This is a genomic window from Rhodococcus sp. IEGM 1341, assembly GCF_030056895.1.
Taxonomy (GTDB): Bacteria; Actinomycetota; Actinomycetes; order Mycobacteriales; family Mycobacteriaceae; genus Rhodococcoides.
The window spans coordinates 750844-765389 of record NZ_JASHKV010000001.1 but is presented as its reverse complement, the minus strand read 5'-3'; the positions used below and the strand labels follow the sequence as shown (position 1 = coordinate 765389).

The following is a 14546-nucleotide window of genomic DNA, read 5'->3' as shown; positions in this document are numbered from 1 at the left end:
GGGGCCTGTCGTCTCGGGCAGCGCAACCTTGTTCACACAAACTCTTCCGACACGTTTCCCCGACGATGCCCGGTGGCCTTCCCCGCTCGTTAGACACACCTCATGACCACTTCCGTCATGAGCTCGACTGCATCGATCGTCCCGGCCACCGACCGTTATTCGCTGGTGTTGTCCACCGACCCGGAGCACCGACTCGCCGCGCAGCGTCTGCGCTACGAGGTGTTCGCTTCCGAGCCGGGGTTTTCCATTCCCACCGACACCGACGGCCTCGACGCCGATCGGTTCGACGAATTCTGTGATCACCTGCTCGTTCGTGACCAGTGGACCGACACGTTCGTCGGCTGCTACCGCATGTTGCCTCCGCAGGCCGCCGTGTCCGCCGGCGGGTACTACACGGCAACCGAATTCGATATCTCCGCGCTCGATCCAGTCGGCATGAACATCGTCGAAATGGGAAGGGCTGCAGTTCATCCCGATCACCGGTCCGGGTCCGTGCTCGGGCTGATGTGGGCCGGAATCCTGCACTACCTCGATGTGACGGGATACGAGTGGGTCATGGGGTGCGTGTCGGTGCCCATGCAGTCGGCACCAGGGGATCCGATCGGGGCCAACGTTCGCGGTGTTCGAGACCGCCTGTTGGACAAGCACGCCACGCCGCCCGACCGTCGGGTCCGGCCGTACGCTCCGGTCGTCGTCGACGGGGTGGATCTGATCGACATCGAACCCGCGAAGCGAACGTCGATGCCGCCGTTGATGAACGGCTACCTCCGGCTCGGTGCCTCTATCTGCGGTGAGCCGGCTCATGATCCGGAATTCGGTGTCGCCGATTTCGTCGCATTGCTCGGGCTGCACGAGGCCAACACTCGCTATCTCGACCGGTTACGTTCGGCAGCAACGACGTTCGAGTCGGGTGTCCGGTGACACGACCGATCGTGCACGCGTGGATGCCGTCGTCGCCGTGCAGTGACGGTTGTCTGCCGAAGAACCCACCGACGGTGGGACGAATCGTCCTCGCGCTCCGAATCGCACTGGCGATGGTGGCCTTCGGGTTGCTGCCGGTGTTGGTCGTCCTCGGGGTTCCGTTCCCGCGGGTTCGCCGCTCGCTGACGCGGATCGGTGCTCGCACTCTGCTGTTCGCCATCGGGATCGATCTGACCGTGCTCGACGCTCGCTCCGACCGCGAACGCTCCCGCACCGCCGCAGGTGCACTGCACGTCGCCGGTCACATCTCCTGGACCGACGTCGTCGTGCTCACCGCGGTACAGCCGTCGACCTTCGTGGCGCGTGCCGACCTGATCGACTGGCCGCTGCTCGGTCGCCTGGCGCGGGCCATGAAGGTACTTCCGATCGATCGAGCTCGACTGCATCAGCTCCCCGGCGTCGTCGATCAGGTTGCCGATCGTGTCCGCGCAGGCGGGTCGGTCGTCGTCTTCCCCGAGGCCACCACCTGGTGTGGTCGTGCTTACGGCTCGCTACGGCCGGCGCTGCTGCAGGCCGCGATCGATTCGGAGACCTGGGTACAACCGATTCGGCTGCGCTACGTCGACCGGACCGGCGAGCAGACCACCGCCACGTGCTTCGTGGGAGACGAAACGATCGGTGCCTCCATCGGCCGGATCTTCCGACTGCGAGGACTGCGCGCCGAGGTGGAGTTCACGGCCCCGGAGGCACCCGGCGGCGATCGACGCGACCTCGCCCGGCGGTGCGAGGTGGCGATTCGCCGGGACGACGTCTACGACCCAGCTGTGCACGAGGTCGTGGCCGAGGCCGAACGCAGCCCGGTGCCGCCGAAGGTCGCGGCGGCCTGACCGAGTATCGATCACCGTGACCGCGGACCCACCTCGCGCAGGTAGGTCCGCGGTCACGGCAGCGGGTATCGTCTAGCCTGTTATGCCTTCTGTGCGCAGTACGACTGCTCCCGTCCCGCCGCGGCCACCGGTGTACCTCGATCACGCAGCGACGACCCCGATGTTGCCGAGCGCGATCGAGGCGATGACATCTGTGTTCGCCACGGTGGGCAACGCGTCCTCGCTGCACACCTCCGGTCGGTCCGCTCGGCGTCGGGTGGAGGAATCCCGCGAGTCGATTGCTGCGGACCTGGGCGCGCGCCCGTCCGAGGTGATCTTCACCTCCGGCGGTACCGAGAGTGACAACCTTGCCGTCAAGGGCATCTTCGCGGCCCGTCGAGACTCCGATGCGGCACTGACCAGAATCATCGCCAGCTCGGTTGAACATCACGCGGTGCTCGACGCAGTGGAGTGGCTCGTCGCACACGACGGTGCGAGTGTCACGTGGCTCCCGGTCGACGCCGAGGGGCGGGTCACCCCGGATGCCCTGCGCGCCGAGCTGGCCCTGCATGCCGACGAGACCGCGTTGGTGACGATCATGTGGGCCAACAACGAAATCGGCACCGTCATGCCGATCGCCGAGCTCGCAGCCGTGGCCGCCGAATACGGGGTTCCGATGCACAGCGATGCGGTCCAGGCCGTTCCGCATCTGCCCGTCGGGTTCTCCGAGAGCGGCCTGTCCGCTCTCAGCATCGCCGCGCACAAGTTCGGCGGACCCCAGGGCGTCGGAGCGTTGTTGCTCGGCCGCCAGGTCCCGTGTGTTCCGCTCTTCCACGGCGGGGGGCACGAGCGAGACGTTCGATCGGGCACTCCGGACACTGCAGGCGTCGTCGCGATGGCGGCTGCGCTGCGTTCGACCGTCGAGGACTCCGCGCGGCACCGAGCAGAACTCGGAGCACTACGAGATCGGTTGATCGCCGGAATCCGAGACGCCGTTCCCGACGCGATCCTCAACGGTCCGGAAGGCGACGACCGGCTGGCCGGGAACGTGCATTTCACCTTTCCCGGGTGCGAGGGTGATTCGCTGTTGATGTTGCTCGACGCGGCGGGCATAGAATGCTCGACGGGCTCGGCGTGCACCGCAGGCGTCGCCAGCGCCAGCCATGTACTGATTGCGCTGGGGTGCGATCCGGCCGTCGCCCGTGGATCACTGCGGTTCTCGCTGGGAGCCGGCTCGTCCGAATCGGACGTCACCACTGTGCTTGCGGTTCTGCCGCAGGTCGTCGAACGTGCTCGCGCCGCCGGAATGGCCGGCGTCGGAGCTCGAGGAGGAAATCGCTGATGCGTGTTCTGGCTGCTATGAGCGGGGGAGTCGACTCGGCCGTGGCCGCGGCCCGTGCCGTGGACGAGGGCCACGACGTCGTCGGCGTGCACCTGGCTCTGTCGACCGCTCCGGGAGCTCTGCGCACCGGTTCGCGTGGTTGCTGTTCCAAGGAAGACGCGGGTGATGCTCGTCGCGCTGCCGACGTACTCGGAATCCCCTTCTACGTATGGGATTTCGCCGATCGCTTCAAAGAGGACGTCATCGACGATTTCGTCGCGTCCTATGCTGCGGGCGAGACCCCGAATCCGTGCCTGCGCTGCAACGAGAAGATCAAGTTCTCCGCTCTGGCGGACCGCGCCCTCGCGCTGGGCTTCGACGCCGTGGCGACCGGGCACTACGCGCAACTGCACGACGGCGTCCTGCGACGTGCCGTGGACGCGGACAAGGACCAGTCGTACGTGTTGGCGGTACTGAACCAGGCACAGCTCTCGCGTGCGATGTTCCCCATCGGCGACACCCCGAAGTCCGAGATTCGCGAGGAAGCTGCCGAGCGAGGGTTGGCCGTTGCCGACAAGCCCGACAGTCACGACATCTGCTTCATCCCCTCGGGCGACACTCGCGCATTCCTGGGCGCGCGTATCGGCGTGCGCCCGGGCAAGGTCGTCGACTCCGAGACCGGAGCCGAACTGGCCGATCACGAGGGCGTTCACGGCTTCACCATCGGGCAACGCAAGGGCCTCGGCGTGGAAGGACCGGCCGCCGACGGCCGTCCCCGCTACGTGACGTCGATCGAACCCGACAGTGGCACGGTCATGGTCGGCTCCGCTCAGAAGCTCGACGTCTGGGCGATCAGCGGTGACCGCGCGGTGTGGACCGAAGGTACCGCCCCGACCGGCCCCATCGAGTGCGTCGTCCAGGTTCGCGCGCACGGTGGACTGACCGAGGCCGTCGCCGAGGCAGCGGGCGACGGCATGGAGATCCAACTGCGGTCCCCACTGACCGGTGTGGCCAAGGGGCAGGCAGCGGTGCTGTACCGCAAGGACATTCACGGAGACATCGTCATCGGCAGCTCGACCATCTCGGGCACTCGATCCGAGCGCGAGTGACCCCGAGCGTTTTCGCGGGGCTCGCGACCGGTATCGGTTCGTGGCCGGGCACCGACATCCGTGAGGCCGCGGCGGTCGTCGTAGGGGAGTTCACCGAGCTTCCGCACATCGTCGAACTTCCGGCCCGCGGTCTGGGCGCGGACATGATCGGGCGCACCGGCGCCATCATGGTCGACGTCGAACTCGACGTACGCACCTCCGGCTATCGCGTCGTGCCACGTCCTATGCTCGCCGGCCGTCGGGCGACCGATTTCCTGGCCGAGGACCTCGATGTGCTCGAGGAATTGTGGGAGGTCTCGGGCCTTCGCGGTAGTGGCCGCACCATCAAGGTCCAGGCCGCCGGTCCGTTCACGATGGCAGCGCAGGTCGAACTTCGGCACGGGCATCGGGCCCTGACCGATCGCGGGGCGCTGCGGCATTTCGCCGAATCTCTCGGCGAAGGACTGCGTCTGCATTGTGCGGAGATGACGCGTCGGCTCGGGGTCGAGGTCGTCGTTCAGCTCGACGAACCCAGTCTCGCAGCCGTTCTGGCCGGTAGCCTGACGGGCATCACCGGCCTCGATTCGGTGCGGGCAGTCCCGGAACCGGACGTTCTGGACCTGCTGGATTCACTGATCGAGACGATCGACCTTCCCGTTGCGGTGCATTGCTGCGACGGCGACGTTCCCTTCGATCTTCTTCGCCGTTCGCGTGCCGTTGCGGTTTCCGTCGACGCGACTGCGCTGCGCCGCAGCGACTTCGACGGAGTCGGCGAGCTGCTGCAATCCGGCAAGACACTGATGCTCGGGTTGATTCCGTCCGAAGCCCCCGCGCGGCCGCCTCAATGGCGGGAACTGGCCGAGCCGGGTGTCACATTGATCGACCGACTCGGTTTCGACAGGTCGGTTCTGGCCTCCCGGATTTCTGTGACGCCTGCATGTGGATTGGCGGGCAGCACACCGGAGTGGGCCCGTCGCGCAACAGGACTCGCCCACGACGTGGCCGCCGCGTTCGGAGATTCACCCGATTCGTTGTGAGATTACACAGCCGGACGGAGTGAAACACCGCGGACTCCGGACGATCGAGCCCACTACTACTAGTACGTCGAACAGGTGTGACACTATTCACATGGCCGTTGGGGGTCTGTTGAATACGTGGGAGTTCGGAAATGGCATCAGGTGGTCGCGACTTCGACGAGGTTGCCTCCCTGCGGCGTTCCGGCAGGCACCGCCGAGGTCTCCTGGCGAAACTGGCCGCGGCCACCTCCGACTGGTATCGGGCTCCGCACGATTTCGAGTGGATCCTCAATCACAGATCGACCCGTCCGCTGACCGGGATCATTCGTGCCGTGTTCGGCACCGCCACGATGCTGTACGCCGTCACGTCGATACTGATGCTGTTCAGCGATCTCGGTCCTCAGGGCAGTGTGGCGATCGGCTGGGTTCTCTTCGTTCTCGTCACCCAGGTGTTCGTCGCCGCGCGGTGTGTGTTCGGGCCGCTGCCCGGGAAGAAGTTCTTCGTCGCGTTTCTGGCCTTCGGGGACATTCTCACGACCTCGGTGTTGATTCTGTACGCACCCGTCGCGTCCTTGATCGGAACCGTGTTGTTCGCCGTCACGGGGGCGTTCTGCACTTACTTCCTCAGTCCGCGACTGCTGGTGGCGCACCTGGTATGGACCGCGACGTTCATCATCGGGTTCGGCGTCCGCGTGTTCCTGGCAGTGATGAACGGGGAGGTCGAATACATCGACGGGCCTTCGGTGGCGACGGCCACTGTGGTTCTCCTTCTCGCCACCGTCGGTGTACCGGTGTTCGCTCAGGTGGCGTGGACGACGCTGTCCAACGACGCCAAGCGATCGGTTCTCGATCCGCTGACCGGGGTGTACAACCGGCGCGGCATCGACAGCGAACTGCTGGACCTGTGGCATCAGGCCAGCAAGCGGGGTATGTCCATGGCCTTCCTGGTTGTCGACATCGACAAGTTCAAGTCCGTCAACGACCGATTCGGGCACAGCCGCGGCGACGAAGTGATCGTGCGCGTCGCCGATCGGCTGCGCCGCTTGGTCCGGCATCAGGGCGGAGTGCTCGCCCGAACCGGTGGAGAAGAGTTCCTCGTCGCCATGGTCGGTGATGCGCGGGGGATGGTCGATCTCGGCTTCGACGCGGTTCGGGTGCTCTGCGACCACCGCGACGACATCCCCGTCACCGTCAGCGTGGGAATGGCGTTGTTGCGCGAGGATTCGGCTCTGTGGGACGTGGGGAAGTCCGTGGTCGGCAGAGCAGCCCGTACGGCGGACGCGGCGATGTACCGGTCCAAGCAGTCCGGGGGAAACAGCTTGGTCATCGACGAGATCTGAGCCCTCGAACCGACGTCGCTCGATGCGCCGGTGTGCCTGGGTGGGACCTCTGCGATGATCGTGCGATGTATCGGCTATCGGATGCTCAGCGACGTGGACTGCCTGCCGGAGTGCTGCTGTCGGTGATGGCCTCCGTGCTCGGCGGAATCTACGCCGACTCCTTCGTGACCGGATTCGCCTTGACCGCCGGTGTCTGCGCGGTGGCGATCATCGCCGCGACGCTGTTGCTGGGTCTGCTGGGGCGGTAGTCGCTGGGCTGCAGCCCGTGCTTCTCTGTCGGTGGGTTCGGATAATCTTCGACACGTGCCCGAAGCGACCGAACCGCCCGCAGGAAACGACGAGACCGCAGGGACCGTCGGTGTCGAACTCGATGCCGCGTCGTCGGCCGATCGTGAGCGATGGCAGATGCTGGCCGAGGAAGTACGCGGTCATCAGTTCCGCTACTACGTGCGCGACGCGCCGATCGTGTCCGACGGCGAGTTCGACGCGTTGCTGCGTGAGCTGAACGAGCTGGAAGAAGCACACCCGGATCTGCGCACCGCGGATTCACCGACGCAACTCGTCGGGGGTGGCTTCGCGACGGAATTCACCGCCGTGGACCATCTCGAGCGAATGTTGAGCTTGGACAACGTGTTCGATCACGACGAGCTACGTGCCTGGGCCAAAAGAGTCGAGACCGAGGCAGGGCCTGATCTGGAGTATCTGTGCGAGGTCAAGATCGACGGCGTTGCACTGAATCTGGTGTACGAGAACGGGGCGCTCGTGCGCGGTGCCACCCGAGGTGACGGGCGGACCGGTGAGGACGTGACGCTCAACGCACGCACGATCGACGACATCCCGGACACTCTGACGGGTAGCGAGCAGTACCCCGTGCCGGAGTTGTTGGAAGTGCGCGGCGAGGTTTTCTTCCGGCTCGAGGATTTCCAGGCGCTCAACGCCTCGCTCGTGGCAGAGGGCAAGCCCCCGTTCGCGAATCCACGAAACTCGGCGGCGGGGTCGCTGCGACAGAAGAATCCGGCGGTCACCTCCAAGCGACGTCTGGGAATGATCTGCCACGGCTTCGGTCGCATGGTGGGTTTCACCCCGGAGTCGCAGTGGCACGCGTACGAGGCGCTTCGCGCCTGGGGGCTGCCCATCTCCACCCACACGACCCGAGTACGGGGCGTCGACGCCGTCGTCGAGAAGGTCGTCTACTGGGACCAGCACCGTCACGACGTCGAACACGAGATCGACGGCCTGGTCGTCAAGATCGACGACATGTCGCTGCATCGTCGACTGGGGACGACGTCTCGCGCGCCGCGGTGGGCGATCGCGTACAAGTACCCACCGGAGGAAGTCACCACGACGCTGCTCGACATCCGCGTCAGCGTGGGCCGGACGGGCAGAGTGACGCCGTTCGCGTACATGACGCCGGTGCTCGTGGCCGGGTCCACAGTGTCGCTGGCGACGCTGCACAACGGTTCGGAGGTCAAGCGCAAGGGCGTTCTGATCGGTGACACCGTGACCATTCGCAAAGCGGGAGAGGTCATTCCGGAGGTTCTCGGCCCGGTCGTCGACGCCAGGACCGGTGACGAGACCGAGTTCGTCATGCCCACCGAGTGCCCGGAGTGCTCGACGCCTCTGGCCCCGGCCAAGGAGGGTGACGCCGACCTGCGGTGCCCCAACTCGCAGTTCTGCCCGGCGCAGCGCCGTGAGCGGGTGTTCTTCGTCGCCGAGCGGCAGCGATTCGACATCGAGGGCCTCGGGTACGAGGCCGCATCCGACCTGTTGGCCACCGGCGCCATCGAGGACGAGGGCGATCTGTTCTCGCTCACCGAGGACGACCTGATGAAGACGGCGATCTTTCGCACCAAATCCGGGTCGTTGTCCGCCACCGGTCGAAAGTTGCTCGACAACTTGGCCACCGCACGGAATCAGCCGCTGTGGCGGGTGCTGGTCAGTCTGTCCATTCGGCACGTGGGGCCGTCGGCAGCCCGAGCACTGGCAGGGGAGTTCGGCAGCCTCGAGCGGATACAGGCGGCGTCGGTCGAGGAACTCTCGGCGGTCGACGGGGTGGGTGGCACTATCGCGGCCGCAGTCTCCGAGTGGTTCGAGGTCGACTGGCACCGCGCCATCGTCGACAAGTGGCAAGCAGCAGGCGTGCGGATGGAAGACGAGCGTGATGCGTCGATCGAGCGGAACCTGGAGGGGCTCTCGATCGTGGTCACCGGGTCGCTGACGTCCTACTCACGTGACGAGGCCAAGGAAGCGATTCTGCTGCGAGGTGGCAAGGCTGCAGGTTCGGTGTCCAAGAAGACGGCGTTCGTGGTCGTCGGCGAAGCTCCGGGGTCCAAGCACGACAAGGCAATCGAGCTCGGCGTGCCGGTACTCGACGAAGCGGGTTTCACCCTGCTGTTGACCGAGGGACCCGAGGCCGTGGCTCCGACCGAAGCAGAACCTGGATCGGCGGACTGATCGAGCCCGGACGCGTCAGTGCCTCGGTGCGTCAGTTCAGTACCGTCGCGACGATGCCGGCGAGATAACCGAGTCGGGCAACCTCGGAGGGTCTGAACTCCGGGCCGCCAGGCCTGCCCAGCATCAGCACGGTGCCGGTGGTGCCGAGGGGAGCAGCGGCGATCTTGGTGTCCATGTCGCGCCATACCTGGGGCACCCACTCGGCGTCGGAATCCAGAGCAGCGGGGGCGCTCAGCGGGAACCACGGCAGCTCGGCGGCGTGAGTCTCGGGAGCCCCCGAGCTGCCCACCAGACGGAACGGGCCGTGCGCGTTGGTGGCGACGACGGTGCTCCACCCCACTCGGAGGACGCGGGGAGCTCCGTCGACGAGCACCTGAAGTCGATCGTCGGACGCCGCGGCGACGCGATCGATCAATTCCAGTTCACGATGCGTGTCGAGGACGCCGGTGTATGGGCGGATGGAATCGACCCGGACATCGGTGAGGTTCTCGGCAGCCGTGATCAGCGTGTCCGGAAGCGAACCCGGAGCAACGTCGACCACCAGATCGTCGACCGCATAACCGTCGCCGCGTTCGATGACGTCGAGGGAGAGGATGTCCGCCCCGACCGAACCGAGCGCGACGGCCAACGATCCGAGGCTGCCCGGACGATCCGGCAGTTGGACGCGGAGCAGGTAGGACATGTCACGCTCCCTTTCGACTTCTGGCGTACTGCGGCCACCCCAGCGTCAGCGGTCGTTGCTGGCTGGCAGAAGGGAACACTGTGCACCCCGGCGCGAGCAATCCTTGCATCTTCGACCTGTCCGGTACGTCGCGCAACGCGGGCCGTGACAATTCCGACACCCGCTGTGCCCACGAGGAGTGCGCGAAGCCCGCGTAACACTACGCACTAGGCTGGACCGCGTTCGCGAACCCGTGAGGTTCGCTCTGCACGAATACGGGGCCGCTTCTGCAGGCTCCGCTCCTACCGTCTGAAAGGGGTCTACGCGGTGCCAGACATCTCCCGCGACGAGGTCGCTCACCTCGCCCGGCTGTCGCGCTTGGCTCTCAGCGACGCCGAACTCGACGAGTTCGCCGGCCAGTTGGACTCGATTCTTCATCACGTCAAGGCAGTGGCCGAAGTGGCGACGGACGACGTTCCGCCGACGGCCAACCCCAGTGACATCGTGAACGTGACGCGTCCCGACGTGATCGTTCCAGGCCTGACGCCGGAGCAATCGCTGTCCGGTGCACCGAACGCCGAGGAGGGCCGTTTCGCGGTGCCGCAGATTCTGGGAGAGAGCGAATGACCGACCTGACGAAGCTCGACGCGTCCGAGCTCGCCACCCGCATCCACGCGCGTGAGATCAGCGCCGTCGAGGTGACCCAGGCGCATCTCGACCGGATCTCCGAGGTCGATGGTGACCTGCACGCATTTCTGCACGTCGCAGGAGCCGAGGCACTCGCAGCAGCGACCGACGTCGATGCGGGACTGTCGGCGGGACACGCACCTGCCTCGGCTCTGGCCGGCGTGCCGCTTGCTCTCAAGGACGTGTTCACCACGACCGACATGCCGACGACGGCCGGATCGAAGATTCTCGACGGGTGGATGTCGCCCTACGACGCGACGCTGACCACGAAGCTGCGGGCCGCGGGCATTCCAGTGCTGGGCAAGACGAACATGGACGAGTTCGCGATGGGCTCGTCCACCGAGAACTCGGCGTACGGACCGACCAAGAACCCCTGGGACACCACTCGGATCCCCGGCGGCTCCGGCGGCGGCAGTGCTGCGGCGCTCGCGTCGTACCAGGCCCCGCTGGCCATCGGCACCGACACCGGTGGATCGATCCGTCAGCCGGCGGCTCTGACCGGCACCGTGGGAACCAAGCCGACCTACGGCAGCGTCTCTCGCTACGGACTGATCGCCTGTGCCTCGTCACTCGATCAGGGTGGCCCGTGTGGTCGGACCGTGCTCGACACCGCGTTGCTGCACGAGGTCATCGCCGGATACGACGCGCGGGACTCCACATCGGTCGACATGGCTGTTCGACCGGTCGTCGCAGCGGCACGAGAGGGTGCTCGGGGTGACCTGACGGGCGTACGCGTCGGTGTGGTGAAGGAATTGCACTCGGACAAGTACCAGCCCGGTGTGATCTCGTCGTTCGATGCTGCGGTCGCCGCACTCACCGAACTCGGTGCCGAGGTGGTCGAGGTGTCGTGCCCCAACTTCGTGCATGCACTGGCCGCTTACTACCTGATCCTTCCGTCGGAGGTGTCGTCCAACCTGGCTCGGTTCGATGGCATGCGGTACGGATTGCGTGCGGGGGACGACGGCAAGCACAGCGCCGAGCAGGTCATGGCCACCACGCGCGCGCAGGGGTTCGGGCCGGAAGTCAAGCGTCGCATCATGATCGGGACGTACGCCCTCTCCGCGGGATATTACGACGCCTACTACGGCTCTGCTCTGAAGGTGCGCACGCTCATCGCACGTGACTTCGATGCCGCATACGAGAAGGTCGACGTGCTGGTGTCGCCGACGACCCCGACGACGGCATTCCCGTTGGGGGACAAGGTCGGCGACCCGATGGCGATGTACCTCAACGACCTCTGCACGCTGCCGACCAACCTTGCCGGTCATTGCGCGATGTCGGTTCCGTCGGGTCTTGCCTGCGAGGACGGACTACCCGTGGGTCTGCAGATCATGGCTCCGGCGTTCGCGGACGAGCGGCTCTACCGCGTCGGTGCCGCATACGAGGCCGCTCGCGGCGATCTGAGGTAGTCAGAGGTGCTGCATCGGTGGGCTGCCGATCTGGCTCATCTGCCCTTGCTCTCCGGTGCAGTGCCCGTGCTCGCGTCGACGGCGGCCGTTGTCGTGACGTCGGTCCTGGCCGTCGCTGTCGTCCTGCGGGTCCGGCGAGGCCGAGCACTGGGATCGGTGTTCGGCCCGCTGAGCGCTCTCGGTCTCGTGGCGTCGCTTCTGTTGGCGGCGACGGTGCTCACCAATCTGACCGTCACTCGATACCCGACGGTGGCCGTGGCGCTGGGCCACCGTCCGGCCGTGACCGAGGGCCCCGGCCGGTTGGTCGATGTGGACGTGCCCGGCACTGTGTCGCACTTCGCCGCGCGGCCCGCCACCGTCTACGTTCCGGCGTCGTACGACGCCGGAGCGAGCGATCTACCGGTGCTGGTGCTGCTCACCGGCCAACCCGGCCACGTCGTCGACTGGATCGAGGGTGGTCGTCTGGCCCAGACGATGGACGCCTTCGCGGCGCGGCACGGCGGTGCGGCCCCGATCGTCGTGGTGGCCGACGGTCTGGGTGACACCGAGGCGAATCCGATGTGTATGGATTCGGATCTCGGAAATGCCGCGACATACTTGTCGGTCGATGTGCCGCACTGGGTTCGGTCGAATTTTCGGGTGTCCTCGGATCCGAGGGCCTGGGCGGTCGGCGGCTATTCCTACGGGGGAACGTGCGCGCTGCAGCTGGCGGTGACAGCACCGTCGGTGTACCCCACCTTTCTCGACATCTCGGGTGAGGACGAGCAACGTCGGGGCACGAGAAGCGAGTCCGTTACAGCGGCATACGGCACGGACACCCCGGCGAACGAGGCGCGTTTCGAGCGCACGACGCCGCTGAACATACTCTCGCGCAACAGCTTTCCCGATTCGGCCGGTGCCTTCGTCGTGGGTGCCGACGACGAAGAGTTCCGGCCGCAGACCGAGCGTGCGTTCGAGGCTGCAGTGGCATCCGGTGTGGACGCGCACTACAGCGAGCTGCCCGGTGGACACTCGATGCAGGTCTGGGCTCCGGCGCTGGAACAGGAGATGGACTGGCTCGGCGAGCGTGTGGGTCTGCTCGACTGACGCACGGCCTCGCCTCGACGAAGTGAGCACCGAACGGTACCGACGCGCGCAGCATCCCACGCCCGATTAGGCTGACGTCCGTCACCGGGTCCGCTTCACGGACCTGCGAGCAGAGAGGCGAAAATCGATGCGCATCGGAGTTCTGACCGGAGGCGGCGATTGCCCAGGGCTCAATGCGGTGATCCGCGCAGTCGTACGCACCGCGGACGCCCGGTACGGCTCCACCGTCGTCGGTTTCCAGGACGGATGGCGAGGTCTTCTCGAAGACCGTCGAGTGCAACTGCGTAACGACGACCGCAACGACCGGTTGCTCACCAAGGGCGGCACGATGCTCGGCACCGCACGCACCAATCCGGATGTGTTGCGCGCCGGACTCGATCGGGTCAAGCAGACTCTCGAGGACAACGGCATCGACGTGTTGATCCCGATCGGCGGCGAAGGAACCCTCACCGCTGCCGCGTGGTTGTCGGAAGAGGGTGTGCCGGTGGTCGGTGTGCCCAAGACGATCGACAACGACATCGATTGCACCGACGTCACATTCGGCTTCGACACGGCTCTGACCATCGCCACCGATGCGATCGACCGACTGCACAGCACCGCAGAATCCCATCAGCGCGTGATGCTCGTCGAGGTGATGGGTCGGCACGCGGGGTGGATCGCTCTGCACGCCGGCCTGGCGTCCGGTTCGCACATGACGCTCATTCCCGAGCAGCCGTTCGACGTCGAAGAGGTGTGCACGTTGGTGCGCAAGCGTTTTCAGCGCGGAGACTCGCACTTCATCTGTGTCGTCGCCGAGGGTGCCAAGCCGATCGAGGGCTCGATGCAGCTTCTCGACGGCGGAATCGACGAGTTCGGCCACGTTCGATTCACCGGAGTTGCCCACCAGCTCGGCGTCGAGATCGAGCGCCGTATCAACAAGGAAGTACGCACCACGGTGCTGGGCCATGTCCAGCGCGGTGGAACGCCGACGCCGTACGACCGTGTTCTCGCAACACGATTCGGCGTCAACGCGACCGATGCGGCGCATTCGGGAGACTTCGGCAAGATGGTCTCGTTGCGCGGCACCGAGATCGGCCTGGTGTCTCTGGCCGAGGCCACCAAGCAACTCAAGCGGGTACCGCAGACCCGATACGACGACGCCGCCGCGTTCTTCGGCTGAATTCGGTGTGGCGGCGTGAGCCGTCAGATGCGACCGGACGCCTGCTGGATTTCGGCTTCGCGTTCCTCGGTCTCGCGGCGTAGTTCGCGCCGTCGCCGCGCTGCCTCGAAGCGCTGAGCACCGACCTCGGTGGTCGGCGTCAACTGGGGCAGTGTCTTCGGCTTGCCGTCGTCGCCGATCGCGACCATGGTGAAGTAGCAGCTGTTGGTGTGGCGCAATTCACCGCGCTGAATGTTCTCGGTTTCCACGCGGATACCGACCTCCATGGAGGTGCGGCCGGTGTAGTTGACCGACGCAGAGAACGTGACCAGTTCTCCGACGTGGATGGGTTCGCGAAACACGACGCGATCGACCGACAGAGTCACGACATAGGCCCCCGCGTAGCGGCTGGCGCAGGCGTACGCCACCTGGTCCAGGAACTTGAGAATCGTGCCGCCGTGGACGTTGCCCGAGAAGTTGGCCATGTCGGGTGTCATCAGCACGGTCATGGACAGTGTTTGCTTCTCTGGGGGAGTCACCCGTGCACGGTAACGAGTGC

Annotated in this window: 14 protein-coding genes; 12 read left to right on the top strand and 2 right to left on the bottom strand. The window is 66.0% G+C overall.

Annotated features, from left to right (window positions below; all coding sequences use genetic code 11):
* Positions 1-102: 102 nt before the first annotated feature.
* The 8 genes from QM615_RS03370 to ligA all read left to right on the top strand — a co-directional run bounded on the left by QM615_RS03370 (position 103) and on the right by ligA (position 9006).
* Positions 103-921, top strand: coding sequence for a GNAT family N-acetyltransferase (locus QM615_RS03370; protein ID WP_149405528.1), 819 nt, complete (start codon positions 103-105; stop codon positions 919-921).
* A complete protein-coding gene (locus QM615_RS03365; protein WP_255183285.1) occupies positions 918-1808 on the top strand; it encodes a lysophospholipid acyltransferase family protein in 891 nt (296 codons plus the stop codon). The genes QM615_RS03370 and QM615_RS03365 overlap by 4 nt, the downstream gene beginning before the upstream one ends.
* A gap of 82 nt (positions 1809-1890) precedes the next feature.
* Positions 1891-3129 (top strand): cysteine desulfurase family protein, encoded by a 1239-nt coding sequence (locus tag QM615_RS03360; RefSeq protein ID WP_068045777.1) that lies wholly within the window; start codon positions 1891-1893, stop codon positions 3127-3129.
* A complete protein-coding gene (mnmA, locus tag QM615_RS03355; protein ID WP_068045774.1) occupies positions 3129-4217 on the top strand; it encodes a tRNA 2-thiouridine(34) synthase MnmA in 1089 nt (362 codons plus the stop codon). Before QM615_RS03360 ends, mnmA begins: the two co-directional genes overlap by 1 nt.
* Complete coding sequence (locus tag QM615_RS03350; RefSeq protein WP_149405529.1) at positions 4214-5233, top strand: methionine synthase; 1020 nt, start codon at positions 4214-4216, stop codon at positions 5231-5233. Before mnmA ends, QM615_RS03350 begins: the two co-directional genes overlap by 4 nt.
* Positions 5234-5364: 131 nt before the next feature.
* On the top strand, positions 5365-6552 hold the full coding sequence (locus tag QM615_RS03345; protein ID WP_149405530.1) for a GGDEF domain-containing protein: 1188 nt from the start codon (positions 5365-5367) through the stop codon (positions 6550-6552).
* Between the two features lie 65 nt (positions 6553-6617).
* Entirely contained in the window at positions 6618-6800 is a 183-nt protein-coding gene (locus QM615_RS03340; protein ID WP_068045768.1) for a hypothetical protein, read from the top strand.
* A 55-nt stretch (positions 6801-6855) separates the two neighbouring features.
* On the top strand, positions 6856-9006 hold the full coding sequence (ligA, locus tag QM615_RS03335) for an NAD-dependent DNA ligase LigA (protein WP_262498304.1): 2151 nt from the start codon (positions 6856-6858) through the stop codon (positions 9004-9006).
* Positions 9007-9037: 31 nt separating this feature from the next.
* Here ligA and QM615_RS03330 read toward each other — a convergent pair whose 3' ends face one another.
* Entirely contained in the window at positions 9038-9688 is a 651-nt protein-coding gene (locus tag QM615_RS03330; protein ID WP_149405531.1) for an ACT domain-containing protein, read from the bottom strand.
* A 306-nt stretch (positions 9689-9994) separates the two neighbouring features.
* On the opposite strand from QM615_RS03330, the gene gatC reads away from it, so the two are divergent.
* The 4 genes from gatC (at position 9995) to QM615_RS03310 (ending at position 14008) form a co-directional block, all read left to right on the top strand.
* Complete coding sequence (gatC, locus tag QM615_RS03325; RefSeq protein ID WP_068045762.1) at positions 9995-10294, top strand: Asp-tRNA(Asn)/Glu-tRNA(Gln) amidotransferase subunit GatC; 300 nt, start codon at positions 9995-9997, stop codon at positions 10292-10294.
* Positions 10291-11763, top strand: coding sequence for an Asp-tRNA(Asn)/Glu-tRNA(Gln) amidotransferase subunit GatA (gene gatA, locus QM615_RS03320; protein ID WP_149405532.1), 1473 nt, complete (start codon positions 10291-10293; stop codon positions 11761-11763). Before gatC ends, gatA begins: the two co-directional genes overlap by 4 nt.
* Before the next feature lie 6 nt (positions 11764-11769).
* Positions 11770-12849, top strand: coding sequence for an alpha/beta hydrolase (locus QM615_RS03315; protein ID WP_262498305.1), 1080 nt, complete (start codon positions 11770-11772; stop codon positions 12847-12849).
* A 127-nt stretch (positions 12850-12976) separates the two neighbouring features.
* Positions 12977-14008: an ATP-dependent 6-phosphofructokinase gene (locus QM615_RS03310; RefSeq protein WP_094642260.1), complete on the top strand. Its 1032-nt coding sequence runs from the start codon at positions 12977-12979 to the stop codon at positions 14006-14008.
* A gap of 23 nt (positions 14009-14031) precedes the next feature.
* Here the strand turns inward: QM615_RS03310 and QM615_RS03305 are convergent, their stop codons facing one another.
* Entirely contained in the window at positions 14032-14496 is a 465-nt protein-coding gene (locus QM615_RS03305; protein WP_262498317.1) for an acyl-CoA thioesterase, read from the bottom strand.
* Positions 14497-14546: the final 50 nt, after the last annotated feature.